Raw genomic sequence first — 17,937 nt, forward strand, 5'->3', positions numbered from 1 at the left:
CGTTAACTAGCTTCACCGTTCAACTATAATAAAAATTCTAAACATGAAAACCCTCCTTATCATTGATGTACAGAACGATTTTATGCCAAGTGGATCGCTTCCAGTTCCCGATGGTGATAAAATTGTGCCCATTATCAATGGCATGCAACATAAATTTAATTTGATAATTGGTACGCAAGATTGGCATCCTAGAAATCATATAAGCTTTGCTAGTAATCATGAAGGAAAATCTAATTTTGATGAAATTGAAATTCATGGTCAACAACAAACCTTATGGCCAGATCATTGTGTACAAGGCACAGAAGGCGCTGAATTTCATCCGGATTTAAACACTGATAATTTTGAAGCTATTTTTAGAAAAGGAACAGATAAAAACATTGACAGTTACAGTGCGTTTTATGACAACTGCCATTTAAAGGCAACCGGATTGGCTAGTTATTTAAAAGAAAAAGGAACAACGGAACTCTATTTATGTGGTCTAGCCGCAGATATCTGTGTATACTTTTCAATTAATGATGCTTTTAAAGAAGGTTTTGCCTGTACTTTTATTGAAGACGCTTCAAAAGCATTGGATGATGATGAATTTAAAAAGCTTAAGAAAGAAATGATTGCTATGGGAATCCAGATTGTAACATCACAATATATATAATGGTAACAGCTCAATTTAATTTTTAAAATAGAATGTTGCATTAATCTGAAACGAATTACCGACAATCATTTCAGTTAATTTTTCTTGTTCCGCCATGACCTCCAGCTACAATAAGCAGTACTTTGATACTTAGGTATATAAATTTGAAGAATTGGATGATGGGATTCATCATTTTAAAGCGTTGATATTTTGAAATACGTTGTGTCATGTTGTTAATGTTTAAGTTTTACTATTTTCTACCTACTACTTACGACCCTCTTATTTTACTCAGGAATTAACCCTTTTTGTTTCATTCCTATTCAGGAATTAACCCTTTTAGTTTCATTCCTATTCAGGAATCAACCTTTTTTAGTTTCATTCCTATTCAGGAATCAACCCTTTTTAGTTTCATTCCTATTCAGGAATCAACCCTTTTTAGTTTCATTCCTATTCAGGAATCAACCCTTTTTAGTTTCATTCCTATTCAGGAATCAACCCTTTTTAGTTTCATTCCTATTCAGGAATCAACCACCAAAATGGTTTCATTTTTGCTTTATAAATAAAAGCATAATGTAATGCTAGTTTTAACCAATGACCAGCTAAACCTATTTCTCCAAAAGTTTTACCTATATGTCTACCTTGTGTTTTAGGATATTTAATATAATCTGGAACAATAGGGTATGTTGTAATACTTACACCACTTCCTGTAGTGAAACCATATCCAGCAGAAGCAATACAGGCGGCTCCCATATTTCCCATAGACCCTTTATGATCTAAAGTTACCTTACCATTTTTAATACTATCTATAATATTATCTGCAACAATTTTCGCAGTAATACCGGATGGCATTCCCGTCCTAGGCGGTGCAGGAGTTATATCTGTTCCGTTTTTACTTTTTCGAGGTTTTGAGATAGAATGCAGAGGTGCAAAAGCAATACCAGGAGCAAAAATATTTTTATAAGAAGGGTTTTGATATGTTTCTGGCCAATCTTGAACCGACCATTCTTCGTAAGGTTTTGGCGTATAGTCTGCATCGACAATCATAAACCCCTTAAAGAGTTTTTCTGTAATATCCATATCGTTTTTGTCGAAAGCTTTGAAACCATGACCTGAAAAGGAAGGGATTAACATGGCAAAATCGTAGGTAGCAGTTTTAAACTCTCCTTCTAGATTCTCGTAATGAGCTATTCCATCTTCAATTTTATTAACTCCTGCTCCAAGAATCCATTTAATGTCTCTATCCTCAAAAATCATTTCAATCATTTCATGAGACTTCATAGTCATACTTCCGTAGCTCATTAACATGCCATCCATACCAAAATCTCCAAGCTGATATTCATTGGAAATCCAAGTTATCTCGGCCATATCACGTACTTTGTGTTTCCGTAATTCTTGTTCGACATTCAAAATGTATTCAAAAGCAGCTCCTTGACAAGTGGATTTTGCATGACCTGTACCAATTAATATTTTAGCTTTTTTGCCACGTTTCATATCTTGAATAAGTGCATCTAAACCTTTCCAAGCATGTTCTGCATGTGTATAAGTACATACAGAGTAAGCTTTATTAGTTCCCGGACTTAAACCTTCAGTGCCTTCAAAATTAAGTTTCGGACCTGTTCCGTTAATCAAATAATCATAAGTAACTTTTTCTTGAAGTCCTTTTTTATCGCCAACAACATACTCAACTAAAACAAAAGGTTTGCTTTCGGTTTTATCACCTTCCGGGTGAAATGTAACGGCTTTTGCCTGCTTATAACTTATGTGTTTCTTTTTGTATAATGGCTCTAAAGGAAAGAGAATTTGTTCTGATTTCATTCTCCCAATTCCTACCCAAATATTAGAAGGAATCCATTGGTAATTACTATTTGGTGAGACCACCAAAACTTCATGTTCTTTGGAGAGTTTTCTGCGTAAATGAGATGCAGCAACATGCCCTGAAATCCCAGCTCCTAAAATAACTATTTTTGACATGGTAGATATATTTTATGTAAATATAGCTTCAACATAAAAACCACACAGTCACTTTTGTTACAAAAGAAAAGAGGCTAACTAGTTATTTATTTATTCATTTTATTATAAATCATTTTTACAAAAATGAGTCCTAAAATCCCTCCTAAAGCAGATACTAATAAATTAACTATTAATAAAAAGGCATCAAATTTTCCATCATTCATTATAGACCAAGGATCAAAGCCTAATCTTCCGAAAGATTTTATAAATAATATACTTCCAAAAACACCAATTAAGGTATTCCCAATAATACCAAAGGAATATTTTTTAAAAATAAAACCAGTACTATTAGCGGCAATTATTCCTAAAAGAATACTGATTAATGAAATTAGTGTTCCAGTCATAATAAATTATTTATACTAATGTCCATAATCCATTTTATCTACTTTTCCACCCATCAATCTCTTTTGAATAATCATATAAACAAAAAGTAGAATGAAGCCAATAATTCCCCAATTTAATGCTACAGATAATCCATATTCTGAAGCCGCAGTATTATATATGGTTAAATGCTCGTGAGTTCCATGAATTGAAGGTAATAAAACGGGAAACATGGAAGCTAGAGAAGATGTAATTCCGCCTACTATTAATAAGGTTGATAATACAAAAGCATGAATATCTTTTTTAATTTTTTTAATAAAAAACAATCCGATTAATCCTGTTAAATAAATTAGCGGAAAGATTATGAGATATGGCTTGTGCATAAAATTATCTAAGGAATTTGGGTTTACTAATTGCCAAACAAATAAAGAAAAGATGGTAAGTGCGGATAACACGATGTTTAATTTAAAAATAACACCTTTAAGCTTTTTGTTTATAGATGAATTTGTTTTTAATATCACCCAATTGGCACCATGAATAGCCAAAGTAACTACAGATATTAAGCCGATAATAATTGTAAACCAATCTATAACTCCAGGATGTGCCGCTAAAGGGCTAAAACTACTATCCCATAATGGTAAGAAAAAATAATGGCCTTCGTGAGCCGAAACACCGTTATCAACACCACCTAAATTGACACCTCTTACGATATTACCTAAAGCAATTCCAAAAAACAAAGCCAATAACAAACTAGAAACGCCAAAAGATGCATCCCAAATGTCTTTCCACATTTGGTATTTGAATTGTCCTCTAAATTCTAAGCCTATAGCTCTAAAAATAATTAGCCACAAAACAATGATTAAAGGCAAATAAAAACCACTAAAAACGGAAGCATAGAAAGTTGGAAATGCCATAAAAAGCATCCCTCCAGCTGCCACTAACCAAACCTCATTAGAATCCCAAAAAAGGCCAGCAGATTTTGTAATGACTTCCTTGTCTTTTTCAGTTTTAGCAAAAAATAAATGTATGATTCCTGTTCCAAAATCGTAACCATCCAAAACAAAAAACACAACTAAAACAACAGCGATGATAACGTACCAAAATATTTCCATAATTTAATGTGTTTGAGGTTCTGGACCTTCATTAATAGTTTTACCAACTAAGACTAAAAACAATAAACCTAGTAGCATATATAAAGCAACAAAACCCAATAAAGTAAATAAGGTATTACCAGATGAAACTGTAGGTGAAATTCCATCGGAAGTTCTTAACAAACCGTAAACTAAATACGGCTGTCTTCCTAATTCGGCTGTGTACCAACCCGTAATATTTGCTATATATGGAAAGGGAACTAAAAACATGATGGTCCAAAGTAAAGGTTTCATGTTGTACAATTTTTTTCGCCATAGAAAGAAAAGTGCTAAGGCCATAACACCTATAAAGATGGTGCCTAAACCAACCATAATATGATACGAATAATAAAGCGCCGGTATGTTATCTGGCAATTCGTCCTCCTCAAATTGGTCCATTCCAGGAATTTGCTCATGCCATTTTTGATAGGTCAAAAAGCTTAAGATATTAGGAACTGCTATTTTATTGTCTAATTTTTTAGAAACCATATTGGGTTGTCCAATAAGAACAATTTCAGCTCCAGCCTTTTCTGTTATAAAAATCCCTTCCATAGCCGCAAATGTTCCTGGTTGGTGTTTAGCAACATTTTTAGCATTCCAATCCCCTGTTGGAAAAGCAACTAAAACACTAGAAATTAGTCCAAAAACAACACCTGTTTTCAAAAACAATCTTCCGTATTCTGTTTTTTTATTTCTTAAAATATAAAAAGCTCCTATACTGGCTACAACAAAAGAGGAAGTAACAACAGAGGCCATTTGATTGTGCAGAAAAGCAGGTAAAAGCCATGGATTTGTAAAAAGTGCCGAGAAGTTTTCTAATACAAATTTACCATTATCCAAAATTTCATAACCCACAGGATGTTGCATCCAAGCATTGGTTGCTAGAATAAACCAACCACTTGCCCAAGACCCCAGAAACACCAGAAAACCTGTTAGGAAATGTAGTTTCTGGCCCATTAATTTTTCACCAAAAATAAATAGTGCTAAAAATGAGGATTCTAAAAAGAATGAGAACATGCCTTCCATGGCTAAAGTTTGACCAATAATCCCGCCAGTTAGCTCAGAAAATTTTGCCCAATTGGTACCAAATTGAAATTCCATTGGAATTCCTGTTACAACTCCCATTGTAAAATTAATAGCAAAGATTTTCATGAAAAATTTTGCCGCATCATTATACTTTTCGATATTATTCTTTAAATATCTCCATTTATAATAGACGATTATCAATGACAATCCCATGGTTAATTGCGGAAAAATATAGTGAAATGTGATAGTGAATGCAAATTGCAATCTATCGTAAAAGATCATGTCTTCCATATCCTGAATTTAGACTATAAAAATACAACACAGATAATAAAAATGGTGTAACTTTTATTACAAAAACATCGCAAATTGAGACTCATTTTTAAATGAGAACCTATTTTACTTTTTTAAGGTTGTCATTAGACACAAATTCTTAAAACAAATTATATTTACACTTCTAAAGTATAGGGCACTCCAATTAAATCAACAATCTAATTGTAAAATAACTTCCTGATTTATGAGTTTCCTCCTCCAATAAAATCGAAAAAGAGGCTTTTAATAATTAATAAATAGTTTAGTTTGCACTATATAATAATATGCTTAATTTAAAATGGATTCGTTAACTCAAATAGTATTAGGAGCCGCAGTTGGAGAAGCTGTTCTTGGAAGAAAAATAGGTAATAAAGCCATGCTTTATGGTGCCATTGCAGGAACTATTCCTGATTTAGATATTTTCTCTTCTTATTTTACTGATACCGTTTCTGCATTAGAAATCCATCGAGGTTTTACACATTCCATATTTTTTTCTATTCTTTTTGCACCTATTTTTGGATGGCTTGTTTCCAGATACGAAACTTATAAAGATGTAAAAGGTTGGTCTTGGCTGTTTTTTTGGTGCTTAGTAACTCATCCTATTTTAGATGCCCACACAACTTGGGGAACACAATTATTTTGGCCATTGGAATCAAGGCTTGCTTTTAAAACCATTTTTGTAATAGATCCGTTATATACTTTACCTTTTTTAGTGTTTTTAATTTTAGTATTGTTCCAAAAAAGAAATACACCAAGAAGAAGATTTTATAATAACATGGGATTGATATTAAGTAGTAGTTATTTGCTTTTAACCTTTGCATTAAAAGGCATGGCCAATAATCAGTTTGAAAAAGCCCTCATAAAACAACAGATTGATTATGTTGATATGGAGACAAAACCTGCTCCATTCAATACAATTCTCTGGTCTGCGAATGTGGAGACTAAAGACCAATATTTAATTGGTTACTATTCTTTTTTGGATAAAAATCCTATTCATTTTGAAGCTTACCCGAAGAATCATAACCTATTGGGAGATTTAATTCAAAAGAAAAAGGTACAGCGAATGATTCAAATTTCTAAAGGGTGGTATACTATTACAGAAAAAGAAGATCGTTTATATTATAACGATTTGCGCTTTGGCTTGCTAAGTTTAAAACCAAATGCACAAAATTTTGTATTTCAATATGAGATTAAAACTGACAAACAGGGAGAAGTAACATTTACAGAGACAATTAAAAATCCTGATGATGCCAAACAGCTTTTAAAAGATCTTTGGATTCGTTTAAAAGGAAATTAATAATCGTACTTGTAAAGTGAATGGTTTGAAAAGTAAAGATGATATAAATACTGAATGATTAAAAAAGTATCTTATAATTCTTCTTCAGTGTCTTCATTCTTTTTTCCGCTCAACATAAAATTAATAAGTATTCCAACCAAGGTAATACAAACAAGAGCGAAAATAGCAATCATTATTACACCGTTATTCCAATTCGCTAAGGCAATGTTTTGAGTAATCATAATCGAGGAGTTTAGTTGTTATTAATTAGCTGTAAAAATATCATAAGTCTGCAAAAGCAAATATGACTTTAGTCAGGAAATATCAAAAATGAATATCAATTTCAAAAAAGAGGAATGTCTAATGTCTTTTTTTCAATTTTAAAAAATAATTCTTTTCCATCTCTTGTATCATGAGAATTATGGGCATCTTCCATTAAAAGAATATTAAAATAAGGTTTAAAGTACTCAAGATATTCAGGCTTTGAGCCTCCAAAAGGTGGTTTATCTTCATTCAAAACTGCATCAAACAATAATCCCACTACTTTCCCTTTGCTTGAAAGTAATTCAAACGATTTTGTGGCATAAGCTGGCCTTAAATTAGGATCGATAGCACAGAAAAATGTTTGTTCAATTATTAAATTGAAGGACATCTCTAAGTCGAAAAAATTACTCAGAATTAAATGTGCCGGTGGAAAAGAAGGAACTCTTGTTTTTATATTAGATAATGCCGTTTTAGACACATCCACTACATATACATTTTTAAAACCTTTATAGTGTAAATATTCTGCTTCATAAGAATGACCTCCTCCAGGAATTAGTATTTTAAGATTTTTATCAGATAATTGATCGATATAGGCTTTTAAAGGAGGTGAAACTTCACCTAAATCCCAACCAGTATCTTTATTTTTATATCGATTATCCCAAAAATCTTTAGTTAAACTCATTAATTAGATGTGTTAATTATATTGATAATTTCATCCTTTTGAAGGACTCCAGATTGTCTCCAAATCTGTTTCCCTTTTTTAAATAACATTAACGTCGGAACGCCTTTAACTTGATATTTAGCAGCTAAAGATTGATTTTTATCGACATCAATTTTAATAATTGAAACGTTTTCTCCCATAGTGTCTTTAACTTGCTTTAATATAGGTGACATCATTTTACATGGGCCACACCATTCTGCAAAAAAGTCTACGAGAACAGGTTTATCCTGATTGATTATTTCTGAAAATTTATTCATGTTATTCTTTCTTAAAATTAACTTGCCAGAGACCTCTAACTTCATTGACACCGTAACCAATAGCTATGTCATTTGGATAAAGCGCTTTAATAGTCTTATATGCCTCATTATTTAACTCTCTATTTGGTGTTCCATGGCATTGTAAACACATAGAATTGGTTGTAATTGGATAATAAAATGTTACTTCTGTATCTGTTTCCTCTAAAATAGGCTTTGGTTCTTGCTGAGATGCAATAACATTTTTAAAGGTTTCTATATATTGTAATTCTTTTGAATGTGCTTGATTTTCTGGGTTTCTAGGTTTATCTGATACACGTTTTATGTTTGCCTTAAAAGCAACAGACATACTATCTGTTAATGGATAAGCTTTTATATTGCAAAATTCAACAGCTGCTAATGTTCCTTTTTCCTGTATGGCTTTCATTAAGTTTTTTCCCAATACCGCCTGGGTTGTCAAAGCATATTTTAGACCTTCTTCTTCATAATCTATAGCTTGAACAACCGCTGTTACTGATGGCTCTTCAACGTTTGTATTAGGGACTTCCTTACCTTGTTTGCAACTAATTAAAAAGAGAATCAAAACCGGAAATATATAGTACGTTTTTTTCATATTTAACCAAGTTTTCCTGTTGCACAGCTTATATACGATTTCGCTTTTGAAACTATGGTGTTCTGATCTAAATCTAAAGGATAACCTATTTTTTTCAAGGTCTCTTTAACTAGAGAAATATCGTCATCATGAAGATAATTAAAAGATATTTTACTTCCTTCTATATCAATTTCTAAATCTGAAATGTTTTTAATTTTCGATAATTTATTAGTGATGGTATTAGCACAACCTCCACATTTTAAATTTTGAACAATTATGGATGTATTCATTTTTATTTTCTATTTTATAATTAGGTAAAATGTGTTCGCTTTAAGCTCGGTTCATTTTTATTTTCTATTTTATAATTAGGTAAAATGTGTTCGCTTTAAGCTCGGTTCATTTTTATTTTCTATTTTATAATTAGGTAAAATGTGTTCGCTTTAAGCTCGGTTCATTTTTATTTTCTATTTTATAATTAGGTAAAATGTGTTCGCTTTAAGCTCGGTTCATTTTTATTTTCTATTCTATAATTAGGTAAAATGTGTTCGCTTTAAGCTCGGTTCATTTTTATTTTCTATTTTATAATTAGGTAAAATGTGTTCGCTTTAAGCTCGGTTCATTATTCCTTTTTGTTATAATTTAAAATTCCTCCTTCTAAATCGTAAATTTTTAAAAAGCCCATTTCTGATAACTTTAAGGCAGATTTCTTACTTCTAGCACCACTTCTGCAATAAACATAAACAGGTTGTTCTTTATCTAATTCCTTAAATTGATTCTCAAAATCTTCTGAAAAAAAATCAATATTTATAGCACCTTCTATATGCCCTTCTTGAAATTCTTCAGGTGTTCTAACATCTATCAGTTGTACATTTTGACCCTCTATTAGAGTTTTAAACTCTGAAAGAGACAGTAACACTGCAGATTCTTGCTCTTGAGCATTTACAGTAAAAGCGGAAGCGATTATAACGAATAAAAAAAGGATGTTTTTCATGTTGATTTTTGGTTTTATGGAAGTATAAATTTAAGCATTTTCCACAACTATATTAGTAACATTAGTTACATAAAAAAAGAGCGACAAAATTGTCGCTCTTTAAAATTTTAAAAATAATCTTATGCTATTTTAATGTTGAAGGACAAACAAAATTAGTAACTGGAACTCCAGAATCTTTAATTTTAGAAAAACCACCAGCAACATCTACCAAATTATGAATGCCTCTACTTTTTAATATAGATGCTGCAATAACAGATCTATAACCTCCAGCACAATGAACGTAGAACGGTTTATTATCTGGGAACTCCGATAAATAATCATTTAATGAATCTAAAGGCGTAAAATGTGCATTCTCAACATGCTCTGCAGTATATTCACCTTCTTTTCTAACATCAAATACAACATCTTTAATATCGTTGTATTTATTTTTAAATTCTTCAGCTGAAATGGCTTCAATAGTATCGTATTCTAAACCATCTTTTTTCCAAGCTTCAAAACTTCCATCCAAGTAACCTATTACATTATCAAAACCTACTCTCGATAATCTAGTAATAACTTCCTCTTCTCTTCCTTTGGGAGCAACCAGTAAAATAGGTTGTTTCACATCTACAATTAAGGCACCAACCCACGGAGCAAATCCGCCATCGATACCAATAAAAATAGAACGTGGAATATGTCCTTTTACAAAATCGTTTTGATGACGCACATCTAAAACAATGGCTTCCGATTCATTAGCTACCGTTTCAAATTCTTTAGGAGATAATGGTTTTTGAGATTTTTGCATCACATCATCAAAACTTTCATATCCTTGAATGTTTAACATGACATTCTGTGGGAAATAACCAGGAGGATCACTTAAACCATCTAACAATTCGGTTATAAATTCCTCTTTGGTCATATCTGCTCTTAAAGCATAATTAACCTGTTTTTGATGTCCAAGAGTATCGGTAGTTTCCTTACTCATATTTTTACCACAAGCAGAGCCTGCGCCATGATTAGGATATACAATTAAATCGTCTCCTAAGGGCATGATTTTATTTCTTAAAGAATCAAAAAGGTAGCCAGCTAACTTTTCTTGAGTTAAATCTGACGCTATTTTTTGTGCTAAATCGGGTCTACCAACATCACCAATAAACAAAGTATCTCCAGTAACAATACCATGCTCCTTTCCATTCTCATCAATCAACAAATAAGTGGTGCTTTCCATAGTATGTCCAGGCGTGTGAATGGCTTTTATTTTGTAATCTCCAACATTAAAAACTTGTCCATCTTCCGCAATAATAGCTTCATAAGAAGGATTTGCAGTTGGCCCAAAAACAATATCTGCACCAGTTTTCTTTTTTAAATCTAAATGCCCACTAACAAAATCTGCATGAAAATGTGTTTCAAAAATATATTTAATTTTTGCATCGTCAAGTTTTGCTCTTTTAATATATGGTTGCACTTCTCTTAATGGATCAATTATAGCCGCTTCACCATTGCTTTCTATATAATAGGCTGCATGTGCTAAACAACCTGTATAAATTTGCTCAATTTTCATCTGTTTATAATTTTATGTTTTTGTAAAAATGAAGAACCTAATAGGATCTAATTTTTGAAATTCTATATTTAAATTAATACTACAAAAATAATCATGATATTCGTTATATGCAGTAACATTAGTTACAATTTAACCTTAAAGCGTTAGTTCTTTATAAATTATATAAACTGCCATTAATAATACAAACCAACCAAATCCTTTTTTTAATTTCTTACCATCTATAAAATTTGAAAGGTAAGTACCAATAAAAATACCTAAGACAGAGATTGCTGTAAAACCTAATAAAAATAACCAATCTATTTCTAAATGCCCAAAATCTCCAGTAAAACCAATTAAAGAATTGATAGCTATTATTAAAAGCGATGTCCCAACAGCTTTTTTCATAGGTAATTTAGCCAAAGCTATTAAAGCTGGAATAATAATAAAACCTCCTCCTGCTCCAACAAGACCCGTAAATAACCCAATAACAAACGCCTGAATAAAGATTATGACATAGTTTAATTTTTCATTTTCTGGAGCTTTAATTAATTTTTTTCTATCAATTAGCATTGATTTTGAAGCAACTAGCATGATAATGGCGAAAAGTGTCATTATCCCCATACTCTTTGTCACCACATAATTATTTACAACAAATAATGTATCTGGTAAGGCTGGCAAAATAAAGCGTCTGGTCAGGTAAACTGCTGTAAAGGCAGGTATAGAAAAAATAATTGCTACTTTAAAATTGACTAATTTTTTTTGAATATTTTTAATGGTACCAAAAGCAGATGAAGTCCCTACTATAAAAAGCGAATACGAAGTTGCTAAAATCGGATTTAAACCAAATAAATAAACTAATACCGGGACTGTAAGTATGGACCCTCCTCCTCCAATTAAACCTAGGACGACTCCTATAAAAAGCGCTCCAATATATCCAAAAATGGTATTTAAATCCATGTATTACTTATTGTGAAAACTTAATTTTTAAAGATCTAATAATGTAATTCTATTTCTATTGATTTTTATCTGATGATTATTTTCCAAAGCTTTTAATATTCTGGATATAACAACCCTAGATGTATGCATATCGTTAGCAATTTGCTGATGTGTGACATGAATTTCATCATTATGATTTACCATGGCCTTATCTCTCAGGTATTTCAATAGACGCTCGTCCATTTTTAAAAATGCAATAGTATCTATAGCTTCTAATAATTCCGACATCCTCTCATGATAACTTTGAAGGATAAAGTTTTGCCAGCTTTTATATTTCCCCATCCATAGGCTCATATGCTCAACAGGAATCATTATTAATGTGGTATCTGTTTCAGCAACAGCTCTAATCTCACTTTTTTTCTGTCCCATGCAACAAGATAAAGTCATGGCGCAGGTATCACCACTTTCAATAAAATAGAGAATAAGTTCATCGCCATTTTCGTCTTCCCTTAGAATTTTCACAGCACCACTTATTAATAAAGGCATGGATTTAATATAATCCCCAATTTCTATAAGCATGCTACCTTCTGGAATTTCTTTAAAAACACCTACTTGGTTAATTTCCTGAAGTAGCTCGTCTTCAAAAAGATACCCGAAATTATCTTTTAATTCTTCTATCATTTTAGCAACTATAACGTTTAGTTTTACAAATTTACTGTTTAACAATTAAATCCAATTGATATTTATCATATTCTCAAAAACTCTAATATTACTGATAACTAACTGAAAATGAATGAATAAAAATATTTTTAACAAGGTTTTAACCGAAAAGTCCATTAAAAATACCTATCTTTATAGCATGATAGCACAGGACAAATTAGAAAACGAAGTATTTTTAAAAGAATCTTTAACGTATTTAGAGAACTTAGGATTCGATAACATTCAAGCAGATGTTGAAGGTTATGAAACACCAAAATCCTACCTTAAAATGGGAAGCGATATTACCATTACGCCAGATATAGTGGCTGAAAAAGGTGGAAGAAAGCATTATTTTGAAATCAGTTTAAAATCTGAAGAACCTAAATTACTAAAATCTAAATGGCGTTTTCTAGATGTACTTACACGCATGAAAGACCACAGATTTAAAATCATTACACGTCGTGGACATTATAAATTCACACAAGACATGCTAGATGATTTGAATTTAGATAAAAGTCCGATAAAACTTTAAAAGAATACTCACTTAAACAAAAAAAGACTGCAATTTGCAGTCTTTTTTTGTTTGTATCATATGCCGCTATTTTTTATAAAACTTAGCATATTTTCTATAAGCCAAGAAACCTAGAATTGCAATAATTCCAAATGCGATGGCAATAAACTTCACACTTACAATCTGGTCTCCACTTGCATAACTGTGTAATCCTGCTAAATAGAAATTCACACCAAAATAGGTCATCATAATACTAGAGAAAGCAATGATAGACCCAAGGTTAAACGTGAAACTACCACGAAGCCCAGGAACCAATCTCATATGCAGAACAAAAGCATAAATCATAATACTTATTAAAGCCCAAGTTTCTTTTGGATCCCAGCCCCAATATCTTCCCCAGCTTTCATTTGCCCACATACCTCCTAAAAAGTTTCCAATGGTTAGCATTACTAAACCTACAGTTAAAGCCATTTCATTAATAATGGTTAACTCTTGGATATTAAGCAACATTTTCTTTTTATTCTCTTTCGTTGTAAAAATCATTAATAATAAAGATACGACACCTAAAATCATTCCTAAGGCAAAGGGTCCATAACTAGCTACAATAATAGATACGTGAACCATTAACCAGTAACTGTCCAAAACAGGTTGCAAATTGGCAATTGCTGGATCCATCCAACTCCAGTGAGCCACCATTAAAATCATGGCTGTTACAAAAGCTGTAGCCGCCATTGTTAAATCGCTTTTTCGTCCAAAAATTATTCCAAAAAGCATGGTTGCCCAAGCAACATATATCATGGATTCGTAAGCATCACTCCAAGGTGCATGCCCAGAAATATACCAACGTGCTATTAAACCTAACGTATGTAATATAAAAAATGCTATAATTAATACCTTAAAACCTTTAATGGCGACATTTAAAACTTTGCTTCTTTCTTTGAAAATTTGTACAATAATAAAAACAAACATCAAAGCGGCAGTAATCATGTACCAACTGTAAAGCCTTTTAAAAATATCATATTTGTTATACGTTAATTCCGTTTGAACTTTTTTATCGCTTAGCATTACACTGCTACCAAACTTGTGCTGTGTCTTTTTAAAGGATTCTAAAAGTTCTTCGGCTTTAGAAAAATCTCCAGATTGTTTGGCACTATTTAAGGTAATTAAATATGCACTGAATCCATTATTAATGAAATTGCCATAAAGTGTATCTTTAATTTGATCACGATAATCATCTCTTCTAAATTCTACTGAAGAAATCCATTTGTTATTATAATCGTCTGGAATTGGGAAAATTCTTAAAGCATAACCTTCTAAAGTATTATACAATAAATTAACACGCTGATCTGTTTCCTTAAATTCCTTTTGAAACCCATTTGGAATTTGAGCTTTATAAGCTTCCTCTAAATAAGGGGCCAATTTATAAGCGCCATTTTCCGTGAAAAAATTGACTAAGGATACATATTCTGCATCTTTATCTACACCTATTAGCTTTCTAATAGAGTCTCCTTTTTTAAGTTTTAGATAAATAATTGGCACATTATACCATAATAAAGGGCTTTCTTGAAGAGATAGAAAAACTTGATTGGCATCAAAATCTTGGTAGGTATCATGTTTGCTTAACTTACGAAGCATTTCTGAAGCATAGGTATTTATTGGCATCATTCTACCACCAACATCTTGTATTACGAGATGCGCAAATTTATCCGCATGTTCTTTTGGTGTAATGTTAACTGTTAAAATAGAATCTATTTGCTCTTTAGTTGGTTTGCTACTATGTGGATGACCATCATTTTGAGAATGGTTTTGTGAAAAACCTTGTAATCCAAAGAACAAGAATAAAACCATTAAAGCTTTTGCTTTTTTATCTTTCACTTTATTAAGCATGCGTTTTAAATCTGCAAAGCGCGTATTTCTATCAAAAATAATGGCTAACATTCCAAAGTATAAAAAGAAGTAACCAATATAAGTTACCCAAGTTCCATAAAAATCGTGATTAACAGAAAGTCTGGTTCCAAGTTCATCAGGATCAAAACCAGCTTGAAAAAATCTAAAACCTCCATGGTCTAGAATGTGATTCATAAAAATGCGATAATCATAATCCCCTTCCTTTTCATCAATTACAGTAACTTCACTGGCAAAAGATGAATAGCTACTTTCGGTTCCAGGATATTTATCTGCAATAAAATCGTTTAATTTAATACTAAAAGGCAATTCTATAATTTTAGAACCATATTTCACGGCAATATCCAAATCTCCAATATGTACAACTTCAAAAGGCTTGCTATAACCTTGGCCTCCTAATAGTTTAACTCTTTCTGTTACTCCATTAGACGTGATTTTTAAAACCAAACCACCTTCATCTCCTTTTAAGAGTTGTGATTTTTTTACAATATCAAAAACACCTTTAACCACAGGTTTTGGAAACACCATTTGCATGGTACCAATAATATAACGTGAACGTAAAATTAGTGGTTGAATCGAGTCTTTTACAAGTGTACCTGTAGCTCCTGTTGCCATGGTCATGTATTCCCCATCAAAAGGCGATTCAATAGTAAGACCATTTTCGTTGGATGTAATATTGACAGCTCCTGCAACTTGCTTGTTTAAAGAAAACAACACATTATGAATGCTCTCTACTTGTCCTTCTTCTAGAAAATGATTGTGAGGTGCACCGTCTCCAGCTTCAACCATTTTTAAATACGCTTTTCCACTTTCGTCTGGAACAACATCTTTTTCGGCCCCTGCAATAAATTTTTCAAGTTCGAAACTAACGTCTTGATTGTTATAATCCGTTTCATAAGTAAAGTGGTTATCCAAGCGAGGTGAAAAATCAACTTCCTGTTCCACAATTTTCCTTTGTGCCTGCCCATTAACCATATAATCGCCATCAATATAGGCTGTTATATAGGTTTTATGAGATAAGATAGAATTCTCAGTTTCTCCTTCACGAATCAACATCATACCTTCAAAACTAATATATCTAGTGATTCCTGCACCAACAATTATCAAGATAAAAGCAAGGTGCATAATTAGTGTGGCCCATTTTTCTTTACGCCACAATCTGTATTTTGGAATATTACCGATAAAATTAATCATGAACACTAACATAATGGCTTCAAACCACCATGTGTTATAAATTAAATTTCTAGTATAAGGTGTTGGGGAAGTATCTTGACCAGCATCCAGAAAAGTTCCTATTGCCATTGAAGCAGCAAAAACAAGAAACAAAATGGCAGTTAATCTGGTAGAAAATAAGAATTTAGTGATTTTATTTAGCATGATATTGAAACGCTTAATTTTGGTGCTGCAAATTTAAGTCTTTTAGTTTATTTTGTTATGTTAAAAGTGACTAAACTTTATAACTCCTGCTGCCTAGATTGAAAAATATTAAGATATAAAAACGTACTCATTTTCCGTGCTTTCTGTTTTGCTTTTAAAGCATACTCTCCTTCAAAAAGTTCATCAATAGTTTCGAACCAAAGATTTAACCAATTCCCAAAGTGTTCTTGCGAAATACTCTGATTGTTCTCTTGATCTACTTTAACATGAACAGCAATAGGGTTTCCATAGTATTTATTTTCCATTTTCCTAGTGGTAAATAAACTGGTTTCCCAAAAAGTGGTGAGGGTGTTAATGTGTGCGTCCCAATCCTTAATTACCCGATTAAAGAATGGACCTAAAAAAGTATCTTTTCTTATCTTAGAATAAAAAGTTGAAACTAATAAATGGACATCCTCGTGTGTTTCTATATCTTTTTTAACCATGTTATGTTTTTAAGACAATTTAATGACATTAATAATTATTAGCGTTACTTCTATGAATAAAGTAACAATTAATAAATTAAATATCCATTTGCTTTTTAATTGGGCATAAATAACCCCATTATAACCCATTGCAAAAATGACACACAAAGTTAGCTGAATAAAATTAAATGATTCGGCTGTACTCGTTTTTAAGATAAACATGGCAGCAATAGAACCAAGACAGCTTTGTAAAATTATAGTTAAAGGAATGTACATAATAAAATTCTCTCTAAAATCAATTAAAGATTTCTTATAATAATTCATTTTTTAGTGTTTTATATTGTTCTTACAAAATTCAATATTTTATCTTTGTTTTTTTATGATTCAAATCATACTCAAATGATTCCATCCACCATTTTAGAAACCTACCATCCCCTTTTGAAAACGTTTTCAAAAGACGCTATTATTTTTAATGAAGCTGAAATGCCAAAATTTTACTATCAGCTGAAATCTGGAAAGGTGAAAATGTTTAATCTTACTGAAGAAGGAAAAGAATTTACCCAAGGTTTTTTTGAAAAAAACACTTCTTTTGGAGAACCGCCACTTTTTGGAACTTTTGAATACCCAGCAAGTGCTATGTGTTTAACAGATTGCGAAGTCTATGTTTTGGAGAAGAAAATGTTTCTAAATTTACTGAAAGCCCATCCAGATATTCATTTGAAATTCACTAAAATGCTTTGCAACAGAATGCTTTACAAGGCAAAAATAATGAAGGAATTATCGATTCATCCTCCAGAACATCGTATTCTAACCTTGTTACATCATTTAAAAGATTCTGCTAACATAGAATCCTTATATGAAGTTAAACTAACAAGACAACAAATCTCAGATTTAACTGGTTTACGCGTAGAAACCGTTATTCGAGCCATAAAGCAGTTAGAAAAAACCAAAAAATTAATACTCAAACAACGTAAAGTTTATATTTAAATATCCTAATTTAGACC

21 protein-coding genes are annotated in these 17,937 nt (G+C 31.7%); 4 read left to right on the top strand and 17 right to left on the bottom strand.

Annotation, left to right across the window (positions count from 1 at the left end; genetic code table 11):
* The first annotated feature begins 43 nt into the window (after window positions 1-43).
* The gene (gene pncA / locus IEV77_RS11605) at window positions 44-649 is read left to right on the top strand and encodes a bifunctional nicotinamidase/pyrazinamidase (protein WP_188465020.1); all 606 of its coding nucleotides are present in this window, start codon (window positions 44-46) and stop codon (window positions 647-649) included.
* A 70-nt stretch (window positions 650-719) separates the two neighbouring features.
* On the opposite strand, the gene IEV77_RS11610 is transcribed toward pncA, so the two are convergent.
* From IEV77_RS11610 to IEV77_RS11630, 5 genes are all read right to left on the bottom strand, one after another.
* Window positions 720-857: a hypothetical protein gene (locus IEV77_RS11610; RefSeq protein WP_188465022.1), complete on the bottom strand. Its 138-nt coding sequence runs from the start codon at window positions 855-857 to the stop codon at window positions 720-722.
* A 284-nt stretch (window positions 858-1,141) separates the two neighbouring features.
* Window positions 1,142-2,599: an NAD(P)/FAD-dependent oxidoreductase gene (locus IEV77_RS11615; protein ID WP_188465024.1), complete on the bottom strand. Its 1,458-nt coding sequence runs from the start codon at window positions 2,597-2,599 to the stop codon at window positions 1,142-1,144.
* 86 nt (window positions 2,600-2,685) lie between these two features.
* On the bottom strand, window positions 2,686-2,982 hold the full coding sequence (locus IEV77_RS11620; protein WP_188465026.1) for a hypothetical protein: 297 nt from the start codon (window positions 2,980-2,982) through the stop codon (window positions 2,686-2,688).
* 15 nt (window positions 2,983-2,997) lie between these two features.
* The gene (cydB, locus tag IEV77_RS11625) at window positions 2,998-4,071 is read right to left on the bottom strand and encodes a cytochrome d ubiquinol oxidase subunit II (protein WP_188465028.1); all 1,074 of its coding nucleotides are present in this window, start codon (window positions 4,069-4,071) and stop codon (window positions 2,998-3,000) included.
* Window positions 4,072-4,074: 3 nt separating this feature from the next.
* Window positions 4,075-5,406, bottom strand: a complete 1,332-nt coding sequence (locus IEV77_RS11630; protein WP_188465030.1) for a cytochrome ubiquinol oxidase subunit I — start codon at window positions 5,404-5,406, stop codon at window positions 4,075-4,077.
* 316 nt (window positions 5,407-5,722) lie between these two features.
* Here IEV77_RS11630 and IEV77_RS11635 point away from each other — a divergent pair, with 316 nt between their 5' ends.
* Window positions 5,723-6,721 carry a metal-dependent hydrolase gene (locus IEV77_RS11635; protein WP_188465032.1) on the top strand — a complete coding sequence of 333 codons (999 nt, stop codon included), beginning with the start codon at window positions 5,723-5,725 and terminating at the stop codon, window positions 6,719-6,721.
* 71 nt (window positions 6,722-6,792) lie between these two features.
* Here IEV77_RS11635 and IEV77_RS11640 read toward each other — a convergent pair whose 3' ends face one another.
* The 9 genes from IEV77_RS11640 to IEV77_RS11680 form a co-directional block, all read right to left on the bottom strand.
* Entirely contained in the window at window positions 6,793-6,942 is a 150-nt protein-coding gene (locus IEV77_RS11640) for a hypothetical protein (protein ID WP_188465034.1), read from the bottom strand.
* Window positions 6,943-7,043: 101 nt separating this feature from the next.
* Window positions 7,044-7,646 carry a class I SAM-dependent methyltransferase gene (locus IEV77_RS11645; protein ID WP_188465036.1) on the bottom strand — a complete coding sequence of 201 codons (603 nt, stop codon included), beginning with the start codon at window positions 7,644-7,646 and terminating at the stop codon, window positions 7,044-7,046.
* Window positions 7,646-7,942 carry a thioredoxin gene (gene trxA, locus IEV77_RS11650; protein ID WP_188465038.1) on the bottom strand — a complete coding sequence of 99 codons (297 nt, stop codon included), beginning with the start codon at window positions 7,940-7,942 and terminating at the stop codon, window positions 7,646-7,648. Before trxA ends, IEV77_RS11645 begins: the two co-directional genes overlap by 1 nt.
* A 1-nt stretch (window position 7,943) precedes the next feature.
* Window positions 7,944-8,552, bottom strand: a complete 609-nt coding sequence (locus IEV77_RS11655) for a Tll0287-like domain-containing protein (RefSeq protein ID WP_188465040.1) — start codon at window positions 8,550-8,552, stop codon at window positions 7,944-7,946.
* Between the two features lie 2 nt (window positions 8,553-8,554).
* Window positions 8,555-8,821 (bottom strand): heavy-metal-associated domain-containing protein, encoded by a 267-nt coding sequence (locus IEV77_RS11660; RefSeq protein WP_188465041.1) that lies wholly within the window; start codon window positions 8,819-8,821, stop codon window positions 8,555-8,557.
* A 329-nt stretch (window positions 8,822-9,150) separates the two neighbouring features.
* Window positions 9,151-9,522 carry a rhodanese-like domain-containing protein gene (locus IEV77_RS11665; RefSeq protein ID WP_188465043.1) on the bottom strand — a complete coding sequence of 124 codons (372 nt, stop codon included), beginning with the start codon at window positions 9,520-9,522 and terminating at the stop codon, window positions 9,151-9,153.
* Window positions 9,523-9,646: 124 nt separating this feature from the next.
* Complete coding sequence (locus IEV77_RS11670; RefSeq protein WP_188465045.1) at window positions 9,647-11,062, bottom strand: MBL fold metallo-hydrolase; 1,416 nt, start codon at window positions 11,060-11,062, stop codon at window positions 9,647-9,649.
* A 135-nt stretch (window positions 11,063-11,197) separates the two neighbouring features.
* Window positions 11,198-11,998 carry a sulfite exporter TauE/SafE family protein gene (locus IEV77_RS11675; protein WP_188465047.1) on the bottom strand — a complete coding sequence of 267 codons (801 nt, stop codon included), beginning with the start codon at window positions 11,996-11,998 and terminating at the stop codon, window positions 11,198-11,200.
* A gap of 27 nt (window positions 11,999-12,025) precedes the next feature.
* Window positions 12,026-12,658, bottom strand: a complete 633-nt coding sequence (locus tag IEV77_RS11680) for a Crp/Fnr family transcriptional regulator (RefSeq protein WP_188465049.1) — start codon at window positions 12,656-12,658, stop codon at window positions 12,026-12,028.
* 178 nt (window positions 12,659-12,836) lie between these two features.
* Between IEV77_RS11680 and IEV77_RS11685 the strand changes: the two genes are divergently transcribed.
* Window positions 12,837-13,208 (top strand): hypothetical protein, encoded by a 372-nt coding sequence (locus IEV77_RS11685; protein ID WP_188466225.1) that lies wholly within the window; start codon window positions 12,837-12,839, stop codon window positions 13,206-13,208.
* Between the two features lie 66 nt (window positions 13,209-13,274).
* Here IEV77_RS11685 and IEV77_RS11690 read toward each other — a convergent pair whose 3' ends face one another.
* From IEV77_RS11690 to IEV77_RS11700, 3 genes are all read right to left on the bottom strand, one after another.
* The gene (locus IEV77_RS11690; protein WP_188465055.1) at window positions 13,275-16,469 is read right to left on the bottom strand and encodes a cytochrome c biogenesis protein CcsA; all 3,195 of its coding nucleotides are present in this window, start codon (window positions 16,467-16,469) and stop codon (window positions 13,275-13,277) included.
* Between the two features lie 77 nt (window positions 16,470-16,546).
* The gene (locus tag IEV77_RS11695) at window positions 16,547-16,954 is read right to left on the bottom strand and encodes a group III truncated hemoglobin (RefSeq protein WP_188465057.1); all 408 of its coding nucleotides are present in this window, start codon (window positions 16,952-16,954) and stop codon (window positions 16,547-16,549) included.
* Window positions 16,955-16,963: 9 nt separating this feature from the next.
* Window positions 16,964-17,257 carry a hypothetical protein gene (locus IEV77_RS11700; RefSeq protein ID WP_188465059.1) on the bottom strand — a complete coding sequence of 98 codons (294 nt, stop codon included), beginning with the start codon at window positions 17,255-17,257 and terminating at the stop codon, window positions 16,964-16,966.
* Window positions 17,258-17,332: 75 nt separating this feature from the next.
* Here IEV77_RS11700 and IEV77_RS11705 point away from each other — a divergent pair, with 75 nt between their 5' ends.
* Entirely contained in the window at window positions 17,333-17,920 is a 588-nt protein-coding gene (locus IEV77_RS11705; protein ID WP_188465061.1) for a Crp/Fnr family transcriptional regulator, read from the top strand.
* Window positions 17,921-17,937: the final 17 nt, after the last annotated feature.

The organism is Xanthomarina arctica (assembly GCF_014638915.1).
Taxonomy (GTDB): Bacteria; Bacteroidota; Bacteroidia; order Flavobacteriales; family Flavobacteriaceae; genus Xanthomarina; species Xanthomarina arctica.

Excerpts from the sequence above, each read along its gene's own strand:
- IEV77_RS11700 (WP_188465059.1), bottom strand. The coding sequence starts at position 17,257 with ATGAATTATTATAAGAAATCTTTAATTGATTTTAGAGAGAATTTTATT.
- IEV77_RS11680 (WP_188465049.1), bottom strand. The coding sequence starts at position 12,658 with ATGATAGAAGAATTAAAAGATAATTTCGGGTATCTTTTTGAAGACGAG.
- pncA (WP_188465020.1), top strand. The coding sequence starts at position 44 with ATGAAAACCCTCCTTATCATTGATGTACAGAACGATTTTATGCCAAGT.
- IEV77_RS11670 (WP_188465045.1), bottom strand. The coding sequence starts at position 11,062 with ATGAAAATTGAGCAAATTTATACAGGTTGTTTAGCACATGCAGCCTAT.
- IEV77_RS11620 (WP_188465026.1), bottom strand. The coding sequence starts at position 2,982 with ATGACTGGAACACTAATTTCATTAATCAGTATTCTTTTAGGAATAATT.
- IEV77_RS11695 (WP_188465057.1), bottom strand. The coding sequence starts at position 16,954 with ATGGTTAAAAAAGATATAGAAACACACGAGGATGTCCATTTATTAGTT.
- IEV77_RS11615 (WP_188465024.1), bottom strand. The coding sequence starts at position 2,599 with ATGTCAAAAATAGTTATTTTAGGAGCTGGGATTTCAGGGCATGTTGCT.
- IEV77_RS11635 (WP_188465032.1), top strand. The coding sequence starts at position 5,723 with ATGGATTCGTTAACTCAAATAGTATTAGGAGCCGCAGTTGGAGAAGCT.
- IEV77_RS11660 (WP_188465041.1), bottom strand. The coding sequence starts at position 8,821 with ATGAATACATCCATAATTGTTCAAAATTTAAAATGTGGAGGTTGTGCT.
- cydB (WP_188465028.1), bottom strand. The coding sequence starts at position 4,071 with ATGGAAATATTTTGGTACGTTATCATCGCTGTTGTTTTAGTTGTGTTT.
- trxA (WP_188465038.1), bottom strand. The coding sequence starts at position 7,942 with ATGAATAAATTTTCAGAAATAATCAATCAGGATAAACCTGTTCTCGTA.
- IEV77_RS11630 (WP_188465030.1), bottom strand. The coding sequence starts at position 5,406 with ATGGAAGACATGATCTTTTACGATAGATTGCAATTTGCATTCACTATC.
- IEV77_RS11685 (WP_188466225.1), top strand. The coding sequence starts at position 12,837 with ATGATAGCACAGGACAAATTAGAAAACGAAGTATTTTTAAAAGAATCT.
- IEV77_RS11675 (WP_188465047.1), bottom strand. The coding sequence starts at position 11,998 with ATGGATTTAAATACCATTTTTGGATATATTGGAGCGCTTTTTATAGGA.
- IEV77_RS11655 (WP_188465040.1), bottom strand. The coding sequence starts at position 8,552 with ATGAAAAAAACGTACTATATATTTCCGGTTTTGATTCTCTTTTTAATT.
- IEV77_RS11640 (WP_188465034.1), bottom strand. The coding sequence starts at position 6,942 with ATGATTACTCAAAACATTGCCTTAGCGAATTGGAATAACGGTGTAATA.
- IEV77_RS11705 (WP_188465061.1), top strand. The coding sequence starts at position 17,333 with ATGATTCCATCCACCATTTTAGAAACCTACCATCCCCTTTTGAAAACG.
- IEV77_RS11645 (WP_188465036.1), bottom strand. The coding sequence starts at position 7,646 with ATGAGTTTAACTAAAGATTTTTGGGATAATCGATATAAAAATAAAGAT.
- IEV77_RS11610 (WP_188465022.1), bottom strand. The coding sequence starts at position 857 with ATGACACAACGTATTTCAAAATATCAACGCTTTAAAATGATGAATCCC.
- IEV77_RS11690 (WP_188465055.1), bottom strand. The coding sequence starts at position 16,469 with ATGCTAAATAAAATCACTAAATTCTTATTTTCTACCAGATTAACTGCC.
- IEV77_RS11665 (WP_188465043.1), bottom strand. The coding sequence starts at position 9,522 with ATGAAAAACATCCTTTTTTTATTCGTTATAATCGCTTCCGCTTTTACT.